This is a genomic window from Knoellia sinensis KCTC 19936 (assembly GCF_000768705.1).
GTDB classification, from domain to species: domain Bacteria; phylum Actinomycetota; class Actinomycetes; order Actinomycetales; family Dermatophilaceae; genus Knoellia; species Knoellia sinensis.
The window spans coordinates 83,843-100,994 of the sequence record NZ_AVPJ01000013.1 but is presented as its reverse complement, the minus strand read 5'-3'; the positions used below and the strand labels follow the sequence as shown (position 1 = coordinate 100,994).

The 17,152-nt window shown below is 69.6% G+C and carries 8 protein-coding genes and 1 pseudogene; 5 read left to right on the top strand and 4 right to left on the bottom strand.

Annotated features, from left to right (window positions below; all coding sequences use genetic code 11):
• Positions 1 to 284 precede the first annotated feature (284 nt).
• The gene (locus N802_RS15040) at positions 285 to 875 is read left to right on the top strand and encodes a PadR family transcriptional regulator (RefSeq protein ID WP_035917808.1); all 591 of its coding nucleotides are present in this window, start codon (positions 285 to 287) and stop codon (positions 873 to 875) included.
• Positions 876 to 1,004: 129 nt separating this feature from the next.
• A complete protein-coding gene (locus N802_RS15035) occupies positions 1,005 to 2,096 on the top strand; it encodes an inositol-3-phosphate synthase (protein WP_035917807.1) in 1,092 nt (363 codons plus the stop codon).
• 99 nt (positions 2,097 to 2,195) lie between these two features.
• Here N802_RS15035 and N802_RS19630 read toward each other — a convergent pair whose 3' ends face one another.
• Positions 2,196 to 3,173 carry a zinc ribbon domain-containing protein gene (locus N802_RS19630; RefSeq protein WP_245613957.1) on the bottom strand — a complete coding sequence of 326 codons (978 nt, stop codon included), beginning with the start codon at positions 3,171 to 3,173 and terminating at the stop codon, positions 2,196 to 2,198.
• Between N802_RS19630 and N802_RS20900 the strand changes: the two genes are divergently transcribed.
• Positions 3,172 to 3,330, top strand: a complete 159-nt coding sequence (locus N802_RS20900) for a hypothetical protein (RefSeq protein WP_245613956.1) — start codon at positions 3,172 to 3,174, stop codon at positions 3,328 to 3,330. The genes N802_RS19630 and N802_RS20900 overlap by 2 nt on opposite strands.
• Positions 3,331 to 3,498: 168 nt before the next feature.
• On the top strand, positions 3,499 to 3,747 hold the full coding sequence (locus tag N802_RS20895) for a hypothetical protein (RefSeq protein WP_245613955.1): 249 nt from the start codon (positions 3,499 to 3,501) through the stop codon (positions 3,745 to 3,747).
• A 158-nt stretch (positions 3,748 to 3,905) separates the two neighbouring features.
• Here the strand turns inward: N802_RS20895 and N802_RS21120 are convergent.
• Positions 3,906 to 3,968 (bottom strand): annotated as a pseudogene (locus N802_RS21120) (zinc-ribbon domain-containing protein); the annotation flags it as partial.
• A gap of 215 nt (positions 3,969 to 4,183) precedes the next feature.
• Here N802_RS21120 and N802_RS15020 point away from each other — a divergent pair.
• On the top strand, positions 4,184 to 4,399 hold the full coding sequence (locus N802_RS15020) for a biotin/lipoyl-binding carrier protein (protein WP_035917805.1): 216 nt from the start codon (positions 4,184 to 4,186) through the stop codon (positions 4,397 to 4,399).
• 24 nt (positions 4,400 to 4,423) lie between these two features.
• Here N802_RS15020 and N802_RS15015 read toward each other — a convergent pair whose 3' ends face one another.
• Together N802_RS15015 and N802_RS15010 are read right to left on the bottom strand one after the other, a co-directional pair.
• On the bottom strand, positions 4,424 to 10,816 hold the full coding sequence (locus N802_RS15015; protein WP_035917804.1) for an Ig-like domain-containing protein: 6,393 nt from the start codon (positions 10,814 to 10,816) through the stop codon (positions 4,424 to 4,426).
• Positions 10,817 to 10,862: 46 nt separating this feature from the next.
• Positions 10,863 to 17,144 (bottom strand): Ig-like domain-containing protein, encoded by a 6,282-nt coding sequence (locus tag N802_RS15010; RefSeq protein ID WP_035917802.1) that lies wholly within the window; start codon positions 17,142 to 17,144, stop codon positions 10,863 to 10,865.
• Positions 17,145 to 17,152 lie beyond the last annotated feature (8 nt).

Here is a 17,152-nt window from a genome sequence, read left to right as displayed (position 1 = left end):
GGTGTGAAGGGAAGCTGCATCCCCATTAGGGACGTTGGCATTTCAATGTTCCGAACCGAGGAATTCGGTGAGTTCGGGACGGGTTCGCGTGCCCAACCGTCCAATTGGGTGAGTTCGGTACGGGGAGTTCGTGACCCAGCCGTCCCGAACGCCCCGAACCGTCCAATTGGGTGAGTTCGGGACGGGCGGGCAGTGGGCGCGTGTCGAGAAGATGTATCGCGTCGATATAACTCTCAGGTACAGTGCTGCGGACAGGGTCCGAGGTGCCACCAGGGAGGTGTGATGTGAGCAAGCGATCCGAGCTGCTCGACTTCGCCCTTCTCGGTCTGCTCCACGAGGGTCCGGCGCACGGCTACGAGCTGCGGCGGCGGCTCAACGAAGCCCTCGGCGCCTTCAGGGCGTTGTCCTACGGGACGCTCTACCCCGCACTGTCGGGCCTGCTGGACCGCGGCCTCATCGCCCAGTCGACCCCGACGGGTCAGCCCGTCCCCGCCGCCAAGACTGCGGTCAAGACGTCCGGACGCAACCGGATCTACTACGAGATCACCGCCGCCGGCAAGGAGTCCTTCGAGGAGGCCGCGCGGCGCATCGACACCGCCGCCTACGAGGAGGACGGATTCGGCGTGCGCCTGGCGTTCTTCGGGCGGACCGAGGCCGACGTGCGGCTGCGCATCCTCGAGGGACGCCGCTCCCGCGTCGAGGAGCAGCTCGAGATCGTCCGCACCAACTCCAGCCGCAGTCGCGAGCGCATGGACTCCTGGACCCAGGCCCTCCAGCGCCACGGTGAGGAGAGCACCGAGCGCGAGGTCCGGTGGCTCACCGAACTCATCGACGCCGAGCGCCGACACCCCACCGACCCGGGGCCGCAGCCCTAGGCGGCGACCCAGACAACGGTGACCACAGACCACCCGGCAAGTCAGAACACAGCCAGCCACACGGCATACCGGCCGATGGACGGCATCAACAGCAGCACCACACGGAAAACACTGAAGGAGAGCACCATCATGGGTTCGATTCGCGTCGCCATCGTTGGCGTCGGCAACTGCGCGAGCTCGCTCGTGCAGGGCGTCGAGTACTACAAGGACGCCGACCCGGCGGGCACCGTCCCCGGGCTCATGCACGTCCAGTTCGGTGAGTACCACGTCAAGGACGTCGAGTTCGTCGCGGCGTTCGACGTCGACGACAAGAAGGTCGGCAAGGACCTCGCCGAGGCCATCAACGCCTCCGAGAACAACACCATCAAGATCGCCGACGTCCCCACCACGGGCGTGACGGTCCAGCGTGGCCACACCCTCGACGGCATCGGCAAGTACTACGCCATGACGATCGACGAGTCGCCGGCCGAACCGGTCGACATCGTCGCCGCGCTCAAGGACTCCCAGGTCGACGTGCTCGTGTCCTACCTCCCGGTGGGTTCGGAGCAGGCCGACAAGTTCTATGCGCAGTGCGCCATCGACGCGGGCGTCGCCTTCGTCAACGCCCTCCCCGTCTTCATCGCCTCGGACCCCGAGTGGGCCAAGAAGTTCGAGGACGCCGGCGTCCCGATCATCGGTGACGACATCAAGTCCCAGGTCGGCGCAACCATCACGCACCGCGTCATGGCCAAGCTCTTCGAAGACCGTGGCGTCACGCTGGACCGCACCTACCAGCTCAACGTCGGCGGCAACATGGACTTCAAGAACATGCTCGAGCGCGAGCGCCTCGAGTCCAAGAAGGTCTCCAAGACGCAGGCCGTCACGTCCAACCTCACCGGCTCGCTCGCCGGCAAGGTCGAAGACAAGAACGTCCACATCGGCCCGTCGGACTACGTCGCGTGGCTCGACGACCGCAAGTGGGCCTACGTGCGCCTCGAGGGTCGCGCGTTCGGTGACGTGCCGCTGAACCTCGAGTACAAGCTCGAGGTCTGGGACTCCCCCAACTCGGCCGGCATCATCATCGACGCCATCCGTGCGGCGAAGATCGCCAAGGACCGCGGCGTCGGTGGCGCCCTGCTGTCCGCGTCGTCCTACCTCATGAAGTCCCCGCCGGAGCAGCGTCCCGACGACCTCGGTCGCGCGAAGCTCGAGGCCTTCATCGCGGGCACCGAAGAGCGCTGATCCGTCGAGCGCTGACGCTCAATCGACAGTAGACAGAATCCCGCTTCCACTGGGTGGAGGCGGGATTCTGTCTACTCTCGACTGGCTGGGTCAGCCCGGTCAGGTGCGGGGGCCGAGGAAGACGACGGCCGCGCCGCTGGCATCCACGCAGCGCACGAGCGGCGAACCCTCACAGGTGACGTCGTACCAGCGCTTCGTCACGGGGCTGAAGGCCCGGAAGGTGGCCTCGCCGCCCGTGCCACCGGCCTCTTGGTAGGCCTTTCGGACCGCCTTGGAGTAGGCGCACGACGTGTCCTTGTTGCCCGACCAGGCCGTGGCGACAGGGCTCTTGCCGCTCGAGGAACAGCGTCGGGCACCGTCTGGGAGCTGGTCGCTGACGTCCTCCGAGGGCGACTCCTCGGTCGTCGGGGTATCGCTGGGCTCGGGCGACTCCTCCGTCGACGGCTCCCCCGACGAACCCGCCGGGCCTGACGCCGCGCTCGTGGCCGCGGGGTCTGCCGAAGCCTGGGGTGCGTTGGACCCGAACATCTTCGAGAGGGCGAACGTGCCGACCAGTGTGAGGACGACGAAGGTGGCGACCATCGCCGCGATCCGCCCCGGTGGGAACGCGGACTGGGATTCCGACGGCCGGCGGGACCAGGTGTTGTCCCTGGCCGCTGCGGGCTCTCGTCGCATCGGCACCCCAGCGTCTCGTTGCAGTGGCAACGCAGCGGGCAGCACCGCGGTCGGTTCGTGGCGGGGCGTGACGGCGTTGTCCATCTGGATGGGTTCGGTCCGCGGAGCCTCCGGCGCCACGCCGTTCGTCTCAGCGGAGTCCGACCCAGCGGAGTCCGACCCGGCAGAGGACGCCGACCCGGACTGCGCCGTCACCGTCTCCGACCCGCCGCCCTGCGCCTGGGCGCGCGCCTGTGCCTCGGCCCGGGCGGCCTGTGCCTGGGCGAGCAACTCCTCCCGCGTGGGCGCGGGAGGCAGGTCGGTCCCGACCCCGAGGAGCGAGGTCAGCGCGACCTTCTCACCGCAGCGTGAGCAGAAGCGGGCGTCGGAGGGCAGTGGGTTTCCACAGGAGGTACAGGGCATGTCGTTGTCGCTTCGCTTCATGGTGTCGCCGTGGGTCATGGTGTCGCCGTCGGGTCAGGGGGAAAGGATCACGACGGCATTGCTCGGCGTGGCACACCGAACCGGCTCACCGCCGTCGCAGGAAAGGGAGTACCACTTCTTCGTCACCGGGCTGTAGGCGCGCAGCGTCGCCGACCCTCCCGGGTTTCCGGCCTTCCGGTAGGCCTCACGCACGGACACCGCGAACTCGCAGGACGTGCGGTCATTCGCTGCGTAGGCCGTGGCGACCGCGTCGTCGCCGCTCTTCGAACACCGGCGCGCTTCGGCCGGGATCGCCTCGCTCTGCGTGGGCGATGCAGAGACGGAGGTGGATGCCGAGGGTGAGTTTGCGGCGGTCGGCGACTCGGAGGCACTCGCCGACTCGGAGCTCGCGTCGCTTGGCGTCGCCGCGGAGGGTCCCGGGCTGGACGGTGACGAGGAGCCGGAACCGGCGGATGAGGCCTCATCTGCAGAGTTCGAGCCCACGATTCGGGTCAGCGCGAAGGTGCCGATGATCGTCAGGGCGACGAAGGCCGCGACCATCGCGATGACGTGAGCACGGGGGTGCTCGGCGAGCTCGGCTCGCCATGCCCCAGCCGGAGCCCCGTGCCGAGACCGGTGACGGCGCTCCGGGACCGCGTCGACCGGGGCAGGCGGCGCGACCGGGGTGATCCTGGGCAGCTCCTGGGTCCGGCTCAAATCGTCCACGCGCTCACCGCACTGCAGGCAGTAGGCAGCCCCGTCAGGCAAGGCTGTCCCGCATGAGCGGCAGTACATGGTCGCGGTCCTTCCCCCGATCAGGGCGCCACGCGGCGCCGGGTCCGACCGACCACAGTAACGGCGAACATCGCCTGCGACGAACCGGAGACCGTACCGCGAACGGGTGCGGACGGCATACGTCGGGTTCTTTTCCCGTATGCCGTCCGCCCACCACTGCGGGCCGCCGCACCCGGAAAGCGGGGTTACCGGTGCGTAGTGGATACGGTCGCGCTATGCCGCATCACGTCGTCTCCGACCTCGTCGCCAACGTCCTGAGCATCGCCGTCCACGCCGGGGATACCGTCGAGGCAGGAGCCGAGATCGCGCTCCTCGAGTCGATGAAGATGGAGATCCCGGTCCTCACCGAACACGCCGGCACCGTGACCGAGGTCAAGGTCGAGGTGGGTGATGTCGTCCAGGAGGGCGACATCCTCGCGATCATCGACTGAGCGCGCTCGGTCCCTCACCCAGGGTCACCACGGCACCCACGGCGAGAAGTGGGTCGTGCCTCCCCGAGTCAGCCTGATCCGGGCATTGCCGGCCAACCCCTTGTCGAAGACGCAGTACCCAGCCCACGAGTAGCCGTTGCCGGCCGGACCAACGTTCACCGTTGATCCGCTGGTGTAGTCATTGGCGTTCGGCGACGAGTGCTGGCAGGTGATCGTCCACGACGTGTTGCCCGGGAAGTCACGGATGTCGAAGTCCATCTTGGGACACCCGCTCACGCAGCTGCCGCCGCCGGTCCCCGTGCCGTTGGCCCGAACGTTGTAGATCTCGGGGTTCTTCGGCTCCGGCACCGTCGTGGCACGTTCGCCAGCAGTGGGGGCACTCCACCCCGTGGGGGTGGCGTGCGCCCGGACACGCAATCCGTGCGCCTCGGCGTAGCCGAAGGTCTGGCTGTGGCTCTGCCGGTTGTCCGGCGCTCGCCACGGGCCGCCGTCGGTGCTGATCTGCACCTGGTCGACGTTGCGTCCGTTCGTGCGAAGGTCCCAGCGCCACGTGATGGTGCGCCCACTCACGGAGGAGGTGAGGTTGACCGGTGTGAGCGTGTCGCCATAGGGCTGCACCTGGTTGCTCGTGGCCTCGCTGGACTGCTGTCCTCCGGTGTTGACCGTGCGCACCTTGACCGTCAGCGGGTCGATCCCCATGTTGGGCAGGGTGAATCTCACGGTCGAGCCGGGCGCGCAGCCACAGGCGTGCGATCCCGACTTGCCGCCGCCACGCCACTGGATCGACTGGAACCCTCCGGCTCGCGGCTGGCCCACGCGGACGTCGACGACGACGGACTTGTTGGCGTTCGGGGTCGCGGCCGTCACCGACGGGTTGCTCGGGACACCGACCGACGTGTAGGTCCACGGGCTTCCCTTGGCCGACTCGAGGTCCGCGCCGTTGGTCGCCGTCACGGTGTAGCCGTAGCGGCGACCGTCGTAGGGGATCGTGTCGGCGAGGGTGCGCGTCTGGGCGCCGACCCGGCCGATCTGCGTCCAGCCGCCACCGTCGACGTTCCGATAGACCGTGTAGTGCTTGAGCGGCGGACCGTTCGGGTTGGTCTGCTGGTTCCACGAGACGGTGATCGACTCGGAGTCGAAGCCCGCGCCGGGACCACGCGTCGCACCGTTGATGCCGGTGACTGCGGGCGGCGTGCCGGCGGACTGCATCTGGACGGCGGGTCCGAACGGGCCTGCGCCGGCTTCGTTCCAGGCCTGCACGGCGACTGAGTAGGGGGTGTTGTTGTCGAGCCCTGACGCGGTGGCGCTCGTCGCACCGCCGGCAGCCTGCACCGTCCGCGCCGATCCACCACCGGTGGGGACGAGGCGCACGATGTATTTGGTGATGGCCGAGCCCTTGTTGGGCGCGGGTGACCACGCGACGTTGAGAGTCCCGTCACCACGGCTCACCATGCGCACACCGATGGTGGCCTCGGGCTTGGTGTCGGGCCGCACGACGCCACTCGGGGCGCTCGGCGGGCTGTCGCCGACGCCGTTGGTCGCGACGACCGTGAACGTGTAGTCCTTGCCGTTGGTCAGACCGGTGATCGTGCAGGGTGACGACGAGCAGTCCAGCGTGCCCGAGCTGCCGCCGGTCCACCGCACCTTGTAGTTCGAGATCGTCACGCCACCGTCGTAGGCCGGCGCGACCCACGAGACCCGGGCCTGACCGCCGGCGATCCGGTCGGCGATGGCGCTCACGCCGGTGGGTGCGGTCGGCTTGCCGCGCATGGTGATCGTGACGCGGCCGGCCGCCTGACGGTCGGGTCCATCGCTCACGAGGAGCGACACGGTCGCGGTCGGGGACGGCTGTGACGTCGCCCGCAAGGTCAGCGTGCAGCCGCTGCGGGACACCTCGATGCCGGTGCCGCTCTCCAGGGCAGCGGCGAGGATCGAGCACGCTGGCTTCTCCAGCGGTGAGTCGAGGTAGCGACTGACGTCGACGGACTCGGACTCGCCCTCGTTGAGGCCGTCCACGCTGATCGGGCGCATCCGCGGCGGGCCGAGGGCAGCAGCGGCGGCGGCAGCGGCGGCTGCCTCGGCCCCAGCTTCGGACCCTGCCGCCGTGGTGTCGTCGTCCCCCGCGAGTCCGAGGACACGGACCGGGAACTTCACGGACGGCATACCGGGTGAAGTGACGGTGACCGACCCCGTTCCGCTCGGCGCACGCTCACCGGCGCGCAGCGTCACGAGGCGCCCGCCCGTCTCGGCCTGCTCGAGCTCGGCGCCCTGGGCTTCCGGGTCCCACTTCGCCTCGAACTCGACCTCGTCGAGGTTCATGCCGACTGGGAGCCAGGCACGGCAGTAGGTCGGGATGTCGACCTCGCGCGCACGGCCACCGGCCGCGATGACGAGGGGTGCGTCGGGGCACCGGAGCAGCGGAACCTTGGGTCCGATCTGCACCGGGATGGACACGTATGCCGTCCGCACATCCTTGTCGTCGGCCGCCTCTTGGTCGCTCACCTCGAGCATGAGCGCCGCCGGTCCGATGTAGCCGCCACGCGACGTGAGGGTGATCGCGTCGCGACCTTCGGCCCCGGCCGTGAGGTTCTCCCGCGGGGAGGCCGACACCGTCGCTGCCGCGGTGATGCTGATGGCCTTGCCACGCGGGGACTTGACGTACTTGTCGAGCTTGACCGTCGTGGTCGAGTCCTTGTCCATCTCGATGAGCGCGCCCTCGACGACGAACGGGAGACCCTTGTCGCCGGCGGGCACGTGGATCAGGGCGAGCGCCTTGGCTTCGTCCTCGTCCTCGATGACGTAGGGCACCGTCTGCGGGTGGTCGAGGAGGGTGACCCGGACCTTGCCGTTCTCGACCGTGCCGTGCGGCGAGAGCACCTCGACGATCCTGAGGGTGGCCGGGTCGGAGTCGATGTCGGTGTCGTTGGCGAGGGCGTCGACGAGGGCGGTGGTCTCACCCGGCGTCGCCTTGGCGACGTCGTCCTGCGCGATGGGCGGGTTGATGTGCCCGGCGACACCGCGGACGAGCAGGGTGGTGCGGGAGGGGTCGAAGATCCCGTTGTCGATGCCGTAGACGAACTCGTGCGTCGGGGCCTCGGGTTGCGGTGCCGTCGTCGTGACCGTGTTCTCGTCCTCGTCGACGGTCCACTGCCGCTGGGCAGAGTCCGGGTTGAGGTCCTTGTGGTCGAGGCGCACTGCGTCACCGCGGGCGATGAGGTCGTTGCGCAGGACGTGCGCGGTCACACGCTTGCCCGGCGCGGCGACGACCTCGTCCTCGACGGCGACGGGCGGCTGCGGGTCACCGGGGCGGACGACGCCGACCCGAACGAACGCCTGGCTCGTCGCGCCGAAGCGGTCCTGCACCTCGTAGCGGATGAGCTCGGTGCCGGCGGCGTTCGGATAGGCCTCGTAGCGGATCGTCGACGGCCCCACCGAGACGACGCGTCCGAAGGTGAGGTCGAGCGCGTCGGCGTCCTTGCCCGTGATGCCGCGCATCGTCACGGTGTCGCCGTCGGGGTCCACACCGGTCGACGGGATCGTCAGCGTCACCGACTCGCCCGCGGTCACCGACCCCGAGAAGCTGCGCGCGATCGGCGCCTGGTTCGGGGACGTCTTGGTCGGAAGCGGGTTGACGGTGACCGTGAGACGACCGGTCTTGGCCCGCTCGGGTGAGCCCTCGGCATACGCGGAATATTCGATCACCACGTCCTGCGGTGCCTTGAGTCCGGTGGCCTCCGGGACGTAGCGGATGAGGTTGCCGGAGGCGAAGGCGCGCTGCTCGCCGTCGGTGATGACCTTGACGCTTCCCGGGTCGAGGACCAGCGGTATGCCGTCCGCCATCGTGTCGTTGTCGAGCACGCCGACCGAAACGCTGTCGCCTTCACGGACGGCGGCGCGGTCGTCCTCGACCGTCGGCGCCGCGCCGGGGAGCGGTGGACGCTGGACGACGTTGATCGTGCCGGTGGTCCGCTTGGTGCCGTCGCTGATCGTGTATTCGACCGTGCCCTGTCGGCTTCCCTGGCCGCTGATCGGAGACGGCTCGAGCGCCTCGATCCGGACCCACCGGCCCTGGTAGATCGTGGGGCGCAGCCACGAGTTCTCGACATCGACCTTGGCGCTCTGGGTGACGACGACGTCGGCGCGCGGGCTGTAGTCGTTGGCCAGGACGTCGACCATCGTGGGCGACTGGTCGCGCAGCGTGGCACCGTCCGGAACGGCGACGGGCGGCGCCTCCGGGTCGGCGGGCTCGACGGTGTCGATCCGAATGCGGCCGGGAGTCACAGTTCCACCGGACTGCGCGGCATACGCGAGTTCGGTTGTCCCGAGGCCGTTCGGGGTCACGGTGACGACGCCGGTCGTGAGGTTGGTGTCGACGTCGAGAGGACCAGAGGGAGCGACCTCCCCGGCCAGGCGGAGACGCGCGTCGGGGTCGCCCGGGTCGGCCCCGGGGATGTCGTTGCCGAGGGGCTCGAGCTGGATCGGCTTGCCAAGGACCGCACGGATGACGTCGGGCTGGGTCTTGGGCGCGACGGCCTTGGGGTCGGCCAGGTCGAGGACGGTGAGGTTGACCTCGCCCTTGCTGCTCTGGCGTCCGTCGTTGATGAGATAGGGCACCGTCGCCGGCCCGGCCTTGACCGGTGCGGTGATGCCGATGCGCCCCTGGCCGTCGATGACCGTGCTCGCGTCAGCCGCATCGACGGCGAGGGGGTCGCTCTCGCCGTCGCGCCAGTCGCCAAGGACGGAGGCTGCGACGCGTCCGCCGGAGACCACGGGGTAGGTCGTGCGAGCAAGGTCGGCCTGGCCGTCACGCACCTTCGGCGGGGTGTTGATCTCGTCGCCGACGACTGTGAGGACGACCTTGCCGGTGCTCTTCTCCTTCGCCTTGCCGTTGCTCACCTTGTAGGAGAACGTGATCGTCGACGCCGACGGGTTCGCCGGGACGGCCACGTCGACGGTCTGCCCGTCGCTCGACACCGTCGCCGTGACGTCCGTGGCGCTCGGCGCCGTGAGGTCCCTGGGGTCGATGGCGAGGATGGAGCCCTTGGCGTCGGTGTCGTTGTCGAGCGGGTGGATCTTGCTCGTTCGACCGGGACGGACGCGCAGGTTGTCCGGCATCGCCTTCGGCGGCTGGCTCACCTGGTTGTCGTCGACGACGTTCTCGTCCTTCTTGTCGTTGTCGTCGTCCTTCTTCGTGGGCGGGATGAGTGCGTCCCAGTTGTCGATCTTCTGCTTCGTCGAGTCGACATCCCAGACGTCGCCCGTGTCGAGCTGGTTGAGGACGATGTTGTCGCGGTTGACGCGGAAGGCCACGCCGTCGCGGATGATCCCCACACTCGCGCCGCCGAGGGTGCCCGCCGCGATGAGGTCGCTGCGACCACAGTTGGCGCCATAGAAGATGTTGCCCGTCTCGGCCCACGCGGCGTGGAGGCACCCACGCAGCACAACGGGACGCGTCACGAGCGGCGGGTCGACGGATCGGTTGGCCTGCTCCTGGATGGCGACGCCGCCCTGACCCTCGCCGCCACCGTTGAGCCTGACCGGGCGCGCCGAGACGGCGTTGGCGACGACGACCGTATCGGCCCTGGGGCCCGGCTGTTGCAGAGCGGCGTATGCCGGCCCGTCACCGAGCGCTGCACCGGCACTGATCGCCTCGTCGCGACCCTCGACGTGGAGTTCGTCCTGGGCGGGGTCGTAGAGGACCCAGGTGTCGCCGACTGCGGTGATGTCGAGTCGTGGTGCCCGGACGCTGGTGCTGGCAGTGACCGGCTTGGCGAACGTGTCGCCGGCCGGCGCGATGGTGACGACCCGGCCGGTGGACCCGGACGCGGCGACGACGGTGCCTGCCGTGTCGACGGTCACGACCGCGTTGCCACCGACGGTCGCGAGGGGCTTGGCGGTCGAGCCGACGTCCTGGAGGGACTCGATCCCGCCCTTGACGTCGACGCGCTGCGCCCACACCTTGCCGGTCTTGGGGTCGACGGTCGCGATGGTGCCGCCGCGCAGGTCGACGGTCGACGGGGTGAACTCTCCGGGCTTGCCGGGAGGTGGCACGGGGGCCGCTGCTCCGGACTCCTCCGACGTCGCCGTGCGGACGTCGATGGGGAGGAGGGTGTTGCCCGTCGCGACGCCGACGACGGCTGCCCCGTCCTGCAGGATGTCGACGCGAGACCCGTCGGCGAGGGCGGTGGAGACACCGGCGTCGAGCTGTCGGGCGCCAGTGTTGAGGCGGGCGAACTTCGCCTGCGCCGAGGACGACACCCAGACGCCACCGTCGCCGATGTCGGCCTCGTGGACCGTTGACCCCTGGCTGGTCACGGCGGCATATGCGAGCGTGGATGCAGCGATGGCGACGACGCCGAGCGAGGCCAGGCCCCGTCGGCTGCGAGAGGCAGCGACGCCCCCAGTAGTGCGCTTCATTTGCCTCACGTCACCCCACGTTTCGAAACCCTCACCATGATGCCCATCAGAACGGCACCCACGGTGAATAGACCGTCTGGCCGTTGCGGCTGAGCTTCATGCGCACCTGCCCCACGCCCCCACGAGCGAAGAGGCAGTAGCGGGGCATGGACACGCCGTTGCCCGAGCCGTCGATGGTCGCTGTGCGCGGCGACGAACTCCCGGAGGTCTCGGACTCGCAGACCGCGGTCCACGACGTGTTCGGGGGGAAGTCACGGACGTTGTAGTTGACCTTCGGGCAGGTTGAGTAGCGGCAGGTCCCCACCCCGTTGGGATCGTTGTACTGCTCCGGGCTGGGACGGACGTTGTGGATCACCGGGTCCGGGGGCGGTCCCGTGCGGCGAGTCATCGTCAGCGGTGGCGAGTCGCCCGCGGCCGACCTGGCCACGATCGTGATGGTCACGTCCTGGTTGAAGTTGGCAGCCGTCACCGAGGTCGAGGTGATCCTGCTGCCGTTGTAGGACTTGGCGCCGCTGATCCTGACGCCCGTGATCGGTCGTCCGTTCGTCGGCAGGGTCCAGTTGAACGTCACCGTCTTGCCGGACGTCGACCCCCCGTTGGCGACCGGGCGCGGGGTGGGGCCATAGGGCTGGACCTGGTTGCTGTTGGCTGACCGCTGCGAAGCTCTCGTGCCGTTGCTCGTGGTGACGGTGAACGTCTGTGGGTTGGTGCTCAACTGGCTCGTCGTGATCGTCACCTGACCGTTCGCCGGGCACGAGCCGCAGGTGAAGGTCCCCGTCGCACCGTTGGAGGAGCGCCAGGTCACCGACCGGAAGCCCGCGGCGCGGGGCTGGCCGAGCCTGACAACAAGTCGGACACGCTCATTGCTGCTCGGGGTCGAGGCCGTGACGGATGGGGTGGACGGCATACCGATCGAGGTGAACGACTCGACCGCACTGTTGGGCGACTCGAGGTCGGCGCCGTTGGTGGCGGTGACGACGTAGTCGTATCGACGCCCGTCGTACTGCACCTGGTCGGACGCCCTCGTCGTGGACGCGGGGACGGTCTTGAGCACCGACCAGGCACCGCCGTTGACCCGACGTTTGACCGTGTAGTTCTTCAGGGGCGGGCCGTTCGGACTCGTCGCGCTCCACGTGAGGGTGATCGCGGCGAGGTCCTTGTTGGCTCCCGGCCCGTCAGGTGTGGCCTTGAAGCCGCTCGGCGCTCGGGGTGTGCCCGCCGACTGCATCGTCGTGCCCGGCCCGAAGGGTCCGGGACCGGCTTCGTTGTAGGCCTGCGCCTCGACGGAGTACTCGCTCATGTTGTTGAGCCCGGTGACCGTCGTCGTCGTCGCCGGGGCCGCCACCTCGGTGGTGCGCGGGGTGCCCCCGCCCGTCGGGATGAGTCGAAGGACGTACTTGGAGACCGCCGACCCCTTGTTCTCCGGAGGCGACCACCTGATTGTCAGGGAGCCGTCGCCCCGGCCGGCCATCGTCACCCCGGACACGGGGCCCGGCTTGGTGTCGGGACGGGCCGCGCCACTGGGTCCACCCGGCTCACTCTCGCCGACGACGTTCGTCGCTGTGACGCTGAAGAAGTAGTCCTTGCCGTTGGTGAGTCCGTCGATGGTGCACGGCGAAGCAGTGCAGTCCAGACGGCCCGTCGATCCGCCGGTCCAGGACACGGTGTAGCCGCTGATGGGCGCCCCACCGTCGTAGGTCGGCGCCGACCAGCTGACTCGCGCCCGACCGCCGGCGTCCCGGTCTGCCTGTGCCGCAACGGAAGTGGGGGCACCCGGACGTCCGAGCATGGTGACGTCCACGGCACCGATCGCCGAGCGACCTGGCCCATCCGACACGCTCAGCGAGATGCGACCCGTGGGACTGGGCTTCGCTCCTGCGGCGACCGTGATCGTGCAGCCGCTTCGCGTGACGCTGAGGCCCTGGCCGGCCGTCACCGACGCGGCATCGACGGAGCACGTGGGGTTCTCGAGCGGCGAGTCGAGATACGAGCGCAGGTCGACCTGCTGGCTGTCGCCCTCCTTGAGTCCGTTGATGGACATCGGGCGCAGGCGAGGAGGCGCGAGGTCGGCCAGCCCCTGTTCGGCCGTTCCGCCGAGGACGCTGACGTTGACCTTGGACGTGATGTCGGAACCGCGTGCTCCCACCTTGAGGACGCCGGTCCCACTGCGCGCACCCGCGGCGGCCTTGAGGCTGACGATCCGCTGCCCCTCTCCGCTCTGCTCCAGGGCGACGTCGGCGGCCTTGCCCTCCCACTCGGTGGTGAAGGCGACCTCCTCCATGGTGAGGCCGACCGGAAGCCACACCCGGCACAGGGTGGGCAGGTCGAGCTCCCGAGGGAGACCCCCCGCGAGCACCGTCACTGCCGTGGACGGGCACCTGAGCTGCGGCGCCCTGGGTCCGATCTGCACCGGGATGGAGACGTATGCCGTGTGGACGTCCTCTTGCACGTCACTTTGCTGGTCGGTCACCTCGAACATCACCGAGGCCGGGCCGACGTAGCCGCCCGAAGACGTGAGCGTCAGGTTGCCCTCGGAGTCCGCCACCATGGCGAGGTTGGGGGCAGGGGCCGTGGACACGGTGCTCGCCGAGGTGATGCCGAGCCTGCGGCCCTGTGGCGACTTCACGTAGTCGGCGAGGCGGACAGTCGTCGTCGCGTCCTTGCCCATCTCGATGAGCGCACCCTCGACGACGAACGGTGTTCCGCCCGTTCCACGTGGAACATGGACGACCGCCATGGCACGAGCGCCGTCCTCGTCCTCGACGACGTAGGGAGCGGAGTACGGGTGGCCCAGGACCGAGACCGTGACCTTGGAACCCTCGATCTTCGCGTTCGGCGAGAGCACCTCGACGACCTTGAGGGTCGCCGGGTCCGAGTCGATGTCGGTGTCGTTGGCGAGGACGTCGACCGTCGTCGTGGCTTCGCCGTTCTTGGGCTTGGCGACATCGTCCGTGGCCGTCGGAGGGTTGATCCAGTCCTTCTGGCCGCGCACGAGCAGGCTTGCCCGAGACGGGTCGAAGAGCCCGTTGCTGATGCCGTAGGTGAAGTCGTGGACCGGCGCTCCCTCGTCGGGGACCTTCGTCGAGACCGTGAGGTCCTCGGCGTCGACCTTCCAGGTGGTGCGTTCGGACGGCGGGTTCAGTGATTCGTGCTCGAGGTCGACACTGTCACCGCGAGCAATGAGGTCGTTGGCCGTGACGGGGACGGTCACGGTCTTGCCGGGCGCGGCTCGCACGCTGTCATCGACGGCCACGGGCGGCTCCGGGTCTCCGGGCGCGACGACCCCCACCCGCACGAAAGCGCGACTCACCGAGCCGAAGCGGTCGACGACCTCGTAGTTGATGACCTCGGTCCCCGACGACGACGGGAACGACTCGTAGCGAATGGTCGACGGGCCTGTGGAGACGACCCGGCCCAGTCCGAGGGTGACCGGTCCGCCGTTGGTCCCGACGACACCCGTCACCCCGACGGAGTCGCCGTCGGGGTCGACGCCCGTCGTGGGGACGGTGATCGTCAGGGGGTCGCCGGCCGTCACGGACGAGGAGAAGCTGCGGGCGACCGGAACCTGGTTGGGCCGGGCCTTGGTCGGAAGGGGTGTGACGCGGATGGCGACGCGGCCGGTCTGGGCGCGTTCCGGCATACCTTCGGGGAAGGCGGCGTACTCGACCGTGACCGACTCCTCGGTCGTGAGGCCTGTCGACCACGGTGCGAACCGCACGACGTTGCCGGACGCGAAGGCTGTCTGCTGGACGCCGTCCCCGAGCACCGTGACGCTCGTGGGGTCGATGCGCAGCGGGATGCCGTCGGCCATGGTGTCGTTGTCGAGGACCGGGACGGCGACGGTGTCACCCTCGCGGACGATCCCGGTGTCGTCGACGACGACGGGGCTGAGGTCGAGCCCGGCCTTCTGGGTGACCGTGACCTCGCCGGTCGCGCGTTTGGTCCCGTCGCTGACGGTGTAGCGGATCGTCCCGCGACGGTTCGACTCGGTGGCGGAGCCGGCCGGCTCGAGGGCGGTGACCCGAATCCAGCGGCCCTGGTAGACCGACGCCTGCAGCCACGCATCCTCACTCGTGGCGGCGACCGCTCCTTGGGTCACGAGGACATCGGCACGTGGGCTGTAGTCGTTGGCGAGCGGGTCGACGAGGGTCGGCGACTGGTCGCGCAGCGTCGCGGTGTCCCCCACCGCGACCGGCGGAGCGTCGGGATCGGGTGCCGCAATGACGTCGACCCGGATGCGACCGGGACTGACCCCGCCGCCGACCTGTGCGGCATACGAAAGTTCGAAGGTCCCCGCTGCCGACGGCGTCACGGTCACGACGTTGGTGTCGAGATTGGTGTCGACCGTGAGCGGACCGGTGACCCGAACGTCTCCGGCGAGGTGCATGCGGTCGTCGGGGTCGCTCGGATCCGCCCCGGCGATGTCGTTGCCGAGCGGCTCGATCTGGAGCGGCTTGCCGACCACGCCGCGGATGACGTCGGGCTGGGTCACCGGCGGTCGCGGCTTGGTCTCGGTCAGGGCGATGACCTCGACCGGGACCGAGCCCTTGGTCTGCCCGCCGCGCCCGTCGTCGGCGACGTAGGCGATGGCAGCCTTGCCCGCCTCCGGCGGGGCGAGGTAGGCCACGCGCCCCTGGCCGTCGATGCTCAGGCCGTCACCCTCGACGGAGGCGACGATCGGGTCGGACTCGGGGTCCCGCCAGTCGGCGATCACCGGCACGGCAAGGCGCTGGCCGGCAAGAACGGGGTATGCCGTCTTTGCCAGTTTGGCCTGCCCCGCGCGCACGAACGGGGCGCCATTGGTGCCCTCCGCCGCGATGCTCACCTTGACGGCGGCGCGCGTCTTGGCCTTGACCTTGCCGTTGCCGACGAGGTAGGTGAACTGGAACGGCGCGGTGCTGCCCGTGGGGACGGTGACATCGATGCTCTGGCCATCGGCCGAGACCGTCGCACGCACGTCGGGGTCGGACGTGGCACTGACGTCGCGGGGGTCGATGGCGAGCACCGAGCCGGCGGCGTCGCTGTCGTTGTCGAGGACGTGCAGCTTGCTCGTGCGTCCGGGGCGGACGGTGAGGTTGTCGGGCTTCGCCGTCGGCGGCTGCTTGACGACAGCGTCGTCGATGACGTTCCTGTCCTTCTTCTTGCTGTCCTGGTCGCGCTCGGGCGGCGGGATCAGCGCGTCCCAGTTGTCGATCTTCTGCTTGTCGCTCTGGATGTCCCAAGCGGCGCCGTTGTCGAGGTCGTTGAGGACGACGACGCCGCGGTTGACCCGGAAGGCGACGCCGTCGCGCAGCGGGGTCTCGCTGACGTTGTCGATGGTCCCCGTCGGCACGGGGTCCTGGCGACCGCAGTTCGCGGCATAGAAGACCTTGCCCGGCTCGGACCAGGCGCCGTGGACGCAACCGCGAAGCACCACCGGGTGGGCTGGCATGACGGCACCGGCGCGGTTCATCCGCTCGGCGATCTCGATGCCGCCGCTGGCCGCGCCACCGTCGAGGCGCACCATGCGCAGGCCGGCACTGCCGGCCAGGGCGACGGCGTCGGCCTTCGGACCGGGGAGTTGGAGTGCGGCATAGGCGCCCTCGCCCGGGGTGGGAGCGAAACCGGCGGGGAGACCGTCGGTCCGGCCGGAGCTGTGGATGGCGTCGCGCTCCGGGTCGTAGACCGCCCACGTCGAACCGAGCGCGGTGACCTGCAGGCGATTGCCCTTGGCACCGCTCTGCTCGGTGACGGGCTTGGCGAACTCCTCCCCTGCCGGACGCAGGGTCGTGACCGTGCCCTGGCGACCCGACGCGACATGGACGGCGCCGTCCTCACCGACGGCGAGGACCGCGGCCGGGCCGACGGTTGCCAGGGGTTTGGCGCTCGCTCCGAGACCCGTGAGGTCGTCGATCCCGGCCCGCGTGTCGACGCGCTGCGCCCACACCTTGCCGGTCTTGGGGTCGACGACCGCGAGGGTTCCGCCGCGCAGGTCGACGAGGGTGGGCGAGATGAGGCCGGGCTCTGTCGTCGGGGCCGCCGGCGACGTCGCAGTCTCCTCACGGAACTGCGCCGTGCGGACGTCGATGGGCTGCAGCTGAGAGGTGGCCTTGGCCCAGGCGACGACGGCGGAGCCGTCCTGGAGCACGTCCAACCCCGAGCCCGGTGCGACGTCGGCGGCGACACCGGCGTCGAGCTGGTTGGCAGCCTTGTTGAGTCGGCCGAACTTCGCCTGGGCGTCCGACGTGATCCACACGCCACCGTCGCCGACATCGGCCTCGTGGACGGTCGCGCCCTGGGAGGTGACGGCGGCATAGCCCAACGTCGCGGCCGCGAGGACCACCGTCATCGTGGAGG

Bases quoted from the DNA above. Each gene is read 5' to 3' on its own strand.
- N802_RS20900 (WP_245613956.1), top strand. From the start codon at position 3,172: ATGTCGTTGTCGCTTCGCTTCATGGTGTCGCCGTGGGTCATGGTGTCG.
- N802_RS15035 (WP_035917807.1), top strand. From the start codon at position 1,005: ATGGGTTCGATTCGCGTCGCCATCGTTGGCGTCGGCAACTGCGCGAGC.
- N802_RS15010 (WP_035917802.1), bottom strand. From the start codon at position 17,144: ATGACGGTGGTCCTCGCGGCCGCGACGTTGGGCTATGCCGCCGTCACC.
- N802_RS15020 (WP_035917805.1), top strand. From the start codon at position 4,184: ATGCCGCATCACGTCGTCTCCGACCTCGTCGCCAACGTCCTGAGCATC.
- N802_RS19630 (WP_245613957.1), bottom strand. From the start codon at position 3,173: ATGCCCTGTACCTCCTGTGGAAACCCACTGCCCTCCGACGCCCGCTTC.
- N802_RS15015 (WP_035917804.1), bottom strand. From the start codon at position 10,816: ATGAAGCGCACTACTGGGGGCGTCGCTGCCTCTCGCAGCCGACGGGGC.